At 41.6% G+C, this 10,543-nt stretch carries 9 protein-coding genes and 1 pseudogene; all 10 read left to right on the top strand.

Annotation, left to right across the window (positions count from 1 at the left end; all coding sequences use genetic code 11):
* On the top strand, positions 1 to 191 hold a 191-nt coding region (locus PP181_RS17515; protein ID WP_272638036.1), incomplete at its 5' end, for a hypothetical protein.
* 19 nt (positions 192 to 210) lie between these two features.
* On the top strand, positions 211 to 795 hold the full coding sequence (locus PP181_RS17510) for a DUF2911 domain-containing protein (RefSeq protein WP_133687206.1): 585 nt from the start codon (positions 211 to 213) through the stop codon (positions 793 to 795).
* Between the two features lies 1 nt (position 796).
* Entirely contained in the window at positions 797 to 1,504 is a 708-nt protein-coding gene (locus PP181_RS17505; RefSeq protein WP_272638040.1) for a PepSY domain-containing protein, read from the top strand.
* Positions 1,505 to 1,528: 24 nt separating this feature from the next.
* Positions 1,529 to 2,020, top strand: coding sequence for a DUF305 domain-containing protein (locus PP181_RS17500; protein ID WP_272638039.1), 492 nt, complete (start codon positions 1,529 to 1,531; stop codon positions 2,018 to 2,020).
* A 4-nt stretch (positions 2,021 to 2,024) separates the two neighbouring features.
* Complete coding sequence (locus PP181_RS17495) at positions 2,025 to 3,749, top strand: efflux RND transporter periplasmic adaptor subunit (protein ID WP_272638038.1); 1,725 nt, start codon at positions 2,025 to 2,027, stop codon at positions 3,747 to 3,749.
* A 53-nt stretch (positions 3,750 to 3,802) separates the two neighbouring features.
* On the top strand, positions 3,803 to 4,111 hold the full coding sequence (locus PP181_RS17720) for a DUF6660 family protein (protein ID WP_116772175.1): 309 nt from the start codon (positions 3,803 to 3,805) through the stop codon (positions 4,109 to 4,111).
* A 125-nt stretch (positions 4,112 to 4,236) separates the two neighbouring features.
* Positions 4,237 to 8,580 (top strand): CusA/CzcA family heavy metal efflux RND transporter, encoded by a 4,344-nt coding sequence (locus tag PP181_RS17490; RefSeq protein WP_272638037.1) that lies wholly within the window; start codon positions 4,237 to 4,239, stop codon positions 8,578 to 8,580.
* Between the two features lie 4 nt (positions 8,581 to 8,584).
* On the top strand, positions 8,585 to 9,784 hold the full coding sequence (locus tag PP181_RS17485) for an efflux RND transporter periplasmic adaptor subunit (RefSeq protein ID WP_192462284.1): 1,200 nt from the start codon (positions 8,585 to 8,587) through the stop codon (positions 9,782 to 9,784).
* A 3-nt stretch (positions 9,785 to 9,787) separates the two neighbouring features.
* On the top strand, positions 9,788 to 10,426 hold the full coding sequence (locus tag PP181_RS17480; RefSeq protein ID WP_192462283.1) for a cation diffusion facilitator family transporter: 639 nt from the start codon (positions 9,788 to 9,790) through the stop codon (positions 10,424 to 10,426).
* Positions 10,423 to 10,543, top strand: a pseudogene (locus PP181_RS17475) (transcriptional repressor); the annotation flags it as partial. The gene PP181_RS17480 and the pseudogene PP181_RS17475, both read left to right, overlap by 4 nt.

The following is a 10,543-nucleotide window of genomic DNA, read 5'->3' as shown; positions in this document are numbered from 1 at the left end:
TAATGCGCAATATCAAACAAAACCTCTTTTTTGCAATGATTTATAACACGCTGGGTATCCCGATTGCAGCAGGACTACTGTACCCGTTTTTCGGAATACTCTTATCGCCAATGATTGCGGCTTTGGCAATGAGCTTCAGTTCGGTTTCGGTAATTGCTAACTCATTACGTCTAAAAAGTAAAAACATATAAACTAACTAATTGAATACTTATGAAATATAAAATTTTGATAATCCTATTGGTAGTTGCTGTCAGCGGATGTAAAAACGAAGGAAAGAACAATTCAGAAATAGAGACAGAACACAATCATACCCAAAGTGAACCTAAGTCTGATAATAAAAAAACTCTAAGTCCACATACATCGGCAATGGCGATGATAGGCGATGCACATATCCATATAGATTATTCGTCGCCAGGTGTAAGGGATAGAATTATTTTCGGTGGACTGTTGGCTTATGACCAAGTCTGGCAGGCTGGTGCCCATATGGCTACTTGGCTTGAAACAAATAAGGATTTAGAAATTGACGGTAAAGAATTGAAAGCTGGGAAATATGGATTTTTTGTTATCCCGAATCAAAAAGAATGGACTGTCATTTTTAATAGGAATTGGAACCAACACGGTAAGGATGACTATACTGAAAAAGATGATGTATTACGGTTTAAAGTGACACCTAAAACTTCTGAAGAAATCAAGGAACATTTAGAGTATAAAGTAGATAAAACAACTGAGACTTCCGGAACAATCTCAATGAGTTGGGAAAAAGTCACTATTGAATTCCCTTTCGAAATAAAATAATATGGTCAACAGAAAAACAGCGAAATGGATTAGAAAAGCGCACCGCTATTTGGGTATTTTTTTAGGTATTCAGTTTTTGATGTGGACGATTAGCGGGATGTATTTCAGCTGGACGGACATTGACGAGATACACGGTGACCATTTTAAGAAATCGGCACCTGTGAGGACCTCTTTTAATGATTTGCTCGGCACAACCCAACTGGCTACAAAAGAATTCGTACAATCTTTGGAACTACTGGAAATAGCAAATGAACCTTATTATTGGATTAATGAAGCACAGCTTTATAATGCCAGAACGGGACAAAGGAAAAATGGAATTTCTAAAGAAGAGGCACAACAAGTTGCAAATAGGTATATGTTGGGCAATTTGGATATGGCACAAATTCAATTAGTCGATTCTGTTGGGCCACATCACGAATATCGCGGTCGCCCACTTCCAGCTTATGAAATCTCGTATGAGACACCACAAAATTTAAAAGCCTATGTGGCGGTTGAAAATGGCGCTTTTCAAACGGTGAGACACAGGGATTGGCGCTGGTTTGATTTTCTTTGGATGACCCATACAATGGATTATCAGGGAAGGGATAATTTCAACACGTTGTTGTTAAGGGCATTTTCACTTTTGGGATTGATAACCGTATTGAGTGGTTTCGTTTTGTGGTATATCAGTTCCCCATCAATCAGAAAACTAAAAAAGAAGATTAAATAATTAATAACAAAAAAACCAAAAAATATGAATTCAAACGAACACACAAATTCAGGAAAATCAAAAAATCACTACACACGTTTTGTAGCAATGCTCGCCTGCTCTTTTGTAGCAATGTATATTACGATGTATTTAAATACGTATGAATGGGACCACGTTTGGTTTAGCTTAACGAGATTTTATATGGTCTGTCTTGGCATAGCTGCAATGGCCATCATTATGTTTGTAGCAATGCGTGGAATGTATCAAAATAAAAAAAAGAATATCGCCATAGTCTTGGGAAGTATCGTTCTCTTTGTAGGTGCATTGGGACTTGTACGTGACCAAAAATCCACCGTAGGCGATGTACTTTGGATGAAAGCAATGATACCACACCATTCCATTGCAATTCTAACAAGTGAACGGGCAGATATTGAAGACCCAGAAGTTAAGAAACTGGCTGAAGAAATCATTAAAGCACAACGCAGGGAAATTGCCGAAATGAAAGCAATGATTGAACGTTTAGAAAACGAAAAGTAAAATTATGAACAAGAACATTTTATATATAGCAATAGCCGTTATAGTAGGTTTGGGCACAGGCTGGCTCATTTTTGGAAATAGCTCAGGCGATGCTGCAAATAAGGATATGTCTGAAATGTCAGACCACGAGTACTCTGGCGAGAGTGCAGACCAGATGTGGACGTGCTCTATGCACCCACAGATTATGCAACCCGAAGCTGGCGATTGTCCAATATGCGGGATGGACTTAATCCCTGCGGAAGCTGGTGCTGAAGGTCTTGCTGCAAACGAGATAAAAATGACTGAAAACGCAATGGCGTTGGCAAATATCCAAACTACTATTGTGGGTAATGCAGAAACAAGCGATGATGATGGGATGATATCCCTTTCGGGAAAAATAGCGGCAAACGAAGAAAACAATACCGTACAATCCAGCTATTTTAAAGGAAGGATAGAACGACTCAACGTTAATTATGAAGGACAGCAAGTAAACCTTGGTCAGCTACTCGCAACCATTTACGCACCAGACCTTGTAGCGGCACAACAGGAATTGATTACCGCAGCATCGCTCAAAGCATCACAACCTGCTTTATATAAAGCCGTTCGCAACAAGCTCAAAAACTGGAAACTTTCAGACACTCAAATCAATGCCATAGAAGAAAGTGGAACGGTGCGAGAAAACTTTCCAATTTATGCAACGGTTTCCGGAACGGTTTCAGAAGTTATGGCAGCGCAGGGCGATTACGTTAATCAAGGGGAACCTATTGTAAAGTTGAGCAACCTTAATTCTGTCTGGGCAGAATTTGATGCATATGAAAATCAGATAGCACAGTTCAATGTTGGGCAAAAAATCAACATCACTACTAATGCTTATCCCAATAAGGAATTTGAAGGCACTATTTCTTTTATTGATCCTGTTTTAAACAATACCACACGAACGGTAACAGTACGTGCGACTCTGCAAAATAGAGATGACCTATTTAAGCCAGGAATGTTTGTGACGGGCAAAGTCAAAGGCGCAACACAAACTATGGAAAATACACTTTCCGTACCTGCAAGTGCTGTACTATGGACGGGCGAGCGCTCATTGGTATATGTTAAAACCAATCCTAACGAGCCTGTTTTTGAAATGCGCGAAGTGACCTTGGGCAATCGCTCTGGCGAAACTTACCAAGTCTCAGCTGGACTAAACAATGGCGATGAAATTGTTACCAATGGAACGTTCACGGTAGATGCAGCTGCTCAATTGCAGGGTAAGAAATCGATGATGAATCAGCAGATGATGCAGGATGAATCAGCTATGATGGGCGATATGGAAATGAGTTTCAACAATTCGTTTAGTTCTGATTTCAATGAAGCATTACCGTCGTATCTCAAAATGAAAGATGCATTGGTAGAAAGCGATGCTGGTCAGGTTTCCACTTTCGCGAAAGCGACGTCAGAAAAATTAAAAACAATATCGACGGAAGATTTAGGTAAGATGGAAAAACAACACCTAACCAAAAGTATTGAGATGCTGGATGCCATTGCAAACAATGATAATCTGGAAAACCAGCGCGCTCACTTCGTCATTCTAAACGAGAATATCGTGCCTATTGCAATGAGCATAGAAAACTCGACAAATTATTACATTCAGAAATGCCCTATGGCAAATAACAATAAAGGTGCGGTATGGTTAAGTATGGAAGAAGAAATAAGAAATCCATACTATGGCGATGCAATGTTGACTTGCGGAAGTGTGATTGATTAGTTGTAAAAATCATTTGCAACACAGTTGCACCGAAAAATTTTTATCTTTGCATCGTGAAAGTTATAACAATCATACTATCGTTTTATTTCTTAGCACTCAATGTGGTGCCTTGTAGCGATATGAATGATAGTGAAAATGATTCCCAAGTTGTTACAGTAATAGATATTGATGGCGACCACGACCAAGACTGTGAGTTATGCTCGCCTTTCTGTCAATGCCATTGTTGCCACGTTCACACGATAAATTTCGGGCTTGCTGCGTTTCAACCGCTACAGCCTGCTATTCCACACGAATTCTTTGCCCATTTCGATAACCTTGGTAAAGATATTCCACATTCCCTTTTTCAGCCACCACAGGTATAATTCAGTTTTAATAGGATAACTATATCCTGTTTTGACGTGTCCATCTATTGGATTCGTCAACATTGTGCATTGCATTTTATTCAATGTGCTTAACAAGAATTTCAACTGAATTAACATCCTTATCTATGATTAACAAAATCATTGATTTTTCAATCAATAACAAATTTATAATCGGTCTGCTCACGCTGGCATTGATTGGTGCTGGCATATACAGTATGACCCAAGTACCCATTGATGCCGTACCCGATATTACCAATAATCAGGTACAGGTCATCACGCAATCGCCCAATCTGGGAACGGAAGATATTGAGCAATTTGTAACCTATCCCGTGGAAGTTGCAATGAGCAACCTGCCCAATGTAAAGGAAATCCGTTCGGTTTCCCGCTTCGGGCTTTCCGTAGTGACCGTCGTTTTTGACGATGATATGGGCACCTATCTACCGCGTCAACTTGTTTCTGAAAAACTAACAGAAGTACGTGAACAAATCCCAGAAGGTTTTGGACAGCCAAGTATGGGACCAATTTCAACAGGCTTGGGGGAAGTTTATCAGTACACCCTAAAGGTAGAACCTGATTTTCAGGACAAATATTCATTGTCCGATTTGCGTACAATGCAAGATTGGATTGTGCAACGGCAAATGGCAATGGTGCCCGGTGTTGTGGAAATAAACGCCATAGGCGGAAAAATAAAGCAATATGAGGTGGCCGTTGACCCTAACGAATTAAAGGCAATCGGCCTTACCATTACCGATGTGTTCGAAGCATTGGAAGCGAACAATAAAAATACAGGTGGTGCGTACATTGAGAAAAACCATCAAGCCAACTTCATACGTGGCGAAGGTTTGGTGCGAAGCCTTGATGATATTAAAAAAATCGTCATCAAAAATGAGAATGGTGTGCCCATTACCATAAGTGATGTTGCCGATGTAGGTTTTGGTTCTGCCGTGCGCTATGGGGCTTTGACGCAGGACGGCGAAGGGGAAGTCGTTGGTGGTCTTGTAATGATGCTCAAAGGGGCGAACTCAAACGAGGTTATTGTACGTGTGAAAGACCGTATGGCCGAAATACAGAAATCCCTTCCTGAAGGGGTCGTTATTCAGCCCTTATTGGATAGAAGTAAACTTATAAGTGAAACAACTGGCACGGTACGCAACAATCTTCTTGAAGGTGCGCTCATTGTAATTTTTGTACTTGTTTTCCTTTTAGGAAACTGGCGTGGTGGTCTTATAGTGGCTTCGACTATTCCTTTATCGCTATTGTTCGCTTTTATTCTTATGAATGTTTTTGATGTTTGGGCGAACTTGATGAGTTTAGGTGCTATCGATTTTGGCATCATCGTGGATGGGGCGGTGATTATCGTGGAAGCCAGCGTATTCTTAATGGGAAGCTACATCCTAAAAAAGAAGTCTTTAAACAAGGAAAAACGTGATGAGATAGCTGCAAATGCATCAAAAAAGATGATGAACGCTGCCTTTTTCGGGCAATTGATAATTCTAATTGTGTTCTTGCCCATACTGGCATTGGAAGGTATTGAGGGCAAAATGTTTAAACCAATGGCGCTCACATTCATTTTTGCAATGATAGGTGCTATGTTTCTTTGCCTGACATACGTTCCAATGATGTCTGCCTTATTCTTAAAACCACCCAAAAAAGAAAAAAAATCTTGGGGCGACCATTTCGTGCATTGGGTACAGCGGAAGTATGAACCACTTTTGGTCAAGACCTTAAACAAAGGGAAATGGATTGTGGGAATTGCCATCGCCATATTCGCCCTTACCGTTTTTATGTTTACAAGGATGGGTGGCGAATTCATTCCCCAACTGGATGAAGGCGATATTGCATTTCATACCATTCTTAAGCCTGGAAGTTCACTTAGCGAAACGATTGAGACCACTACAAAAGTAGAGCGCATCATAAAGGCCGAATTTCCGGAAGTTGAGAAAATTGTAAGCCGTATCGGTGTGGCCGAAGTGCCCACAGACCCGATGCCAATGGATTTCGCTGATGTATTTGTTATTCTAAAACCCCAAGACGAATGGGTGTCTGCCGATGATAAGGATGAACTTATTGATAAAATGAAGGAAGCGGTAAGTATTATCCCGGGCGTCAATTATGAGTTTACCCAACCTATCGAAATGCGCTTTAATGAACTGTTAGAGGGTATTCGAGAAGATGTTGCCATCAAAATTTATGGTGAGGATATCGATGTGCTTGCTGCAAAAGCGGATGAGATTACAAAAATCATTGCAGGTACTCAAGGTATAGGCGATATGAGGGCAGAAGCAACTTCTGGACTGCCCCAAATGACCATTAAATACAATCGTAACAAGCTGGCTCAGTATGGGGTGAGTGTTGACCAGCTGAATACAATGGTACAGTCCGCTTTTGCGGGCGGATATGCAGGGGTCATTTTTGAAGGCGAAAAGCGTTTTGACTTGGTCGTTAGACTCGATGAAGAAAACCGTACTGACATCAACGACATCAGAAATCTGTACATCAATTTGCCCAATGGCTCACAGATTCCGCTTCAAGAACTGGCTGCTATTGAATACACACCTGGTCCTATGCAAATCAGTCGGGACAATACCAACCGAAGAACCTACGTAGGTGTAAATGTGCGCGGACGTGATGTGGAATCCTTGGTCAACGAGATTAAGGATAAACTGGACGCAAATCTTGAATTACCACCAGGCTATTTTATTCGGTATGGTGGTGCATTTGAAAATCTCGAAAGAGCAAGCGAGCGATTACAGACTGTGGTCCCCATTGCTTTACTGCTCATTTTCATTTTGATTTATTTCGCATTAAAATCCTTTCCGCAAACCTTGATGATTTACTTGGCAATCCCGATGGCGACCATTGGCGGTGTATTCGCACTATGGCTTCGGGATATGCCTTTCAGTATTTCCGCAGGGGTCGGCTTTATCGTCCTCTTTGGTGTTGCCGTCCTGAACGGACTGGTAATGATTAGCGGCCTGAATGAGTTGAAGGAAGAAGGCGTGACCAATTTAAAAGACCGAATAATTGAAGGCACGAAGCGTAGAATACGTCCTATTATGCTTACTGCCTTTACCGATATTTTAGGATTTCTTCCGATGGCAATATCAGCTTCGGCAGGTGCTGAAGTGCAGCGACCCTTGGCAACTGTGGTTATAGGCGGATTGATTACTTCAACACTTTTGACGCTCTTTATTCTTCCCATCTTTTACCAATGGGTCGAGAAACGTTCGGAACGAAAGAAGAAATTCCATCCAAAATTCGTTACCGCAACGGCTGTGGTCTGTCTTCTATTTACATCCGCTTTCGCGAAAGCGCAACAAGTCCGACCGCAAGATTCTTTACCGGTTATTTCATTGGATAAAGCTGTAGAAATTTCCAAGGAAAACTATCCGTTATTGAAGACGAAACAGTTGGAAATTCAACGACAGAATGCACTTAAAGGTGTTGCTTATGATTTTGGAAAAACGCAAGTTTTTACGGGCGGCGAAGAAATTGCAGATGGTCAGGGTATTTATACTTTAGTTGGTGTCGGGCAACAAAATATCGACCTCTTGGGTATAGGTGCTAATAAGCGACTGCAAAAACAACGAATTGCTTTGGCCGAAACCGCTCTCGACCTGTCTGAATTGCAAGTGGAACAGGAAGTAAAAAAGGCGTGGTCGCAGGCATACCAACAGCGACAAAAATTTGAACTGTACCGCGAGCTGGATTCCATTTATTCACAGTTTGAAACGGCAATCCAACTCAACTTTGAGGTGGAAGCCATTTCAAGATTGGAATATTCATCGGCAAAAAACCAAGCGTTGCAAATCAGTAATAAATTGCAACAAGCAGAAAGCGATTATGCTATTGCGTTGCAAAAGCTAAATCTTTGGCTGGCAACAGACATTTTTTATTCTGTACCAGATGCATTTGAAGAAAGTGAGGTGGCTGTATTGGGATTGGATGCGGATTTAGAAAGACATCCCGAGCTGGAATTTTCGCAAAGGCGCATCGATGAAGCCGAAGCAAACTATAATGCCGCTCGTGCCGAGCTACTTCCTAAATTAAACCTGCAAGGTGGATTGCAACAGGTAAACGGCGATAGTGGATTTTACACCTATCAGGCAGGCATTTCAGTCCCGTTGTTTTCGGGCGCACAGCGTAGTCAGGCCAAGGCAGCAAAAATCGATAGCGAAATCGCAAGGACAAATGCAGATTTTATCCAACGCCAACTGCAATCTGAATTTAAGCAGGCTGTACAAGGCTACCAGAAGTGGAAAACATCTTGGCAGTTTTACAGGGATAAAGCTCTGCCACTTGCAGAAGAACAGCGTAAGGGCGCGTTACTCGCCTACAAGGAAGGTGCGGTGGATTATGCTTCATTCACACAGATTATACGTGATGCCATAAACACCGAAATGGATGCGCTCGATGCGCTTGACAATTATTTAGATGCCTTGTTTGAACTACAATACTTTCAAAACTAAAAAGATGAAAAAATTAAAATATTTACCGATTACCGCAATGCTTACGGCATTCACAATAATTAGTTGTGGCGAGTCAAAAACCGAAAGCGACCACGTTGATGCAACACATTCAGAAACAGAAGAAAATCACTCTGAAGAGGAAGATGAAATAGTTACACTTACTGCAAAACAGTATGATGCACTACAAATGAAAGTCGATACGCTTGCCCAGCGCAATATGAGTGGATATGTGGAAGCCAACGGACAACTGGAAGTTCCGCCACAAAATGAAGCGACCATCACTACGGTTGTTGGTACCAACGTAGTTTCCATCGAGGTCATCGAGGGCGATAAGGTCAATAAAGGTCAGACTGTGGCCTATTTGTCTCATCCCAATATCATACAGAAACAGACGGATTACCTCAATGCACATAGCAATAGTCAGTTTCTCAAAAAAGAATACGAACGCCAAAAAACTCTTTATGATGCAGGTGTGGGCAGCGGTGCCAATTTCCAAAAAGCAGAAGCGGAATATCAAGCTTCACGAAGTATGGTGAACGGTTTGGAAGCACAATTACAACAATTAAATGTTAGTGCATCAGGTGTGAGAAATGGCACTATTTATCAAAGGGTTGCGCTACGAAGTCCTATTCAAGGCTTTGTGGAAAAAGTAGCCGTTAAAACAGGACAATATGTAGAACCTCAAACCGACCTAATGGAAATCGTGGACATCCATCACGTACACGCCGATTTGATGGTATTTGAAAAAGACGTGTACAAAGTAAAGGAAGGACAAACCGTGCGGTTCAATGTCCAATCCATTCCGGGAAAGGAACTTACAGCCGAAATCTATTCCGTAGGAAAAACTTTTGAGCAGAACCCCAAAGCGATACACGTACACGCCGAAATCGAAAATAAGGAAGGCAACCTGATACCGGGAATGTACATTCAAGGGCGCATCCAAACCGACAATACAATGACCACGGCAATTCCTGAAAGTGCCATCGCAGCCGATGGCGAAAAGTCCTTTGTGTTTACAGCAAAAAATGAAGGCGAGGATTGGAAGTTTATGCCCGTGGAAATCACAAAAGGAACTCACGATGGCGAATGGATTGCCATTGATTTTTTGACCGAACAAGAACCGAATACCAAGTATGCCTTTAATAACGCCTACTATTTAATGGCGGAAATGAAAAAAGGGGAAAACGAGGAAGAAGCACATTAAGAGATGAAAGAAACAAGAAAACAAAATCTAAAACAAGCAAGAACACTTCAAATTTGGAATGTCATCTATGACATTATCGAGGTGGTCGTATCACTTATAGCGGGATTCACGGCAAACAGTTCCGCCTTGATAGGCTGGGGACTGGACAGCACTATTGAAGTCATAAGTGCGGGAACACTCGGTTGGCGATTGCACGGCGAAATCAAGGGTCTGGATGAAAAGCGTGTAGAGCGAAGAAAGATGACAACACTTTACGTCATCGCCATATCATTTGCCCTTATCTGCATTTTTATATCCTATGATTCCATTTCAAAATTAATAAGTCAAGAAACAGCATCTTGGTCCACGTTGGGCATTGGGATACTGATAGTTTCCTTAGTAGTGAACCCCATTCTGATTTACTACAAAAGAAAATACGGTCATAAATTGGATAGCCCTGCCCTGTTGGCCGATGCCAAGGACACTTTTATTTGCCTTTATCAGACTGTGGTGGTCCTAATAGGCCTATTGCTCGTAAAATGGCTGGGCTGGTGGTGGGCTGACCCTATTGCAGCATTATTGATAGTGCCATACGCGGCAAAAGAAGGTTGGGAAGCCTATTCCAAAGCACAAAAAATCAAAAACAGCATCGATAAGAAATGAAAGAAATAGAAAAAAGATTGATTGACAATGGGGTTCGCCCAACGGCAATGCGCATATTGATTTATAAGTATATGGCCGATAGGGATGCCGCCATCGCCCTGACTGATATTGAGAATG

Origin of the sequence: Maribacter sp. PR66, from assembly GCF_028464205.1 — a bacterium.
GTDB lineage: Bacteria > Bacteroidota > Bacteroidia > Flavobacteriales > Flavobacteriaceae > Maribacter > Maribacter flavus.
Note: the sequence above shows the minus strand (reverse complement) of the source record. Positions and strands in the feature narration are given on the sequence as shown.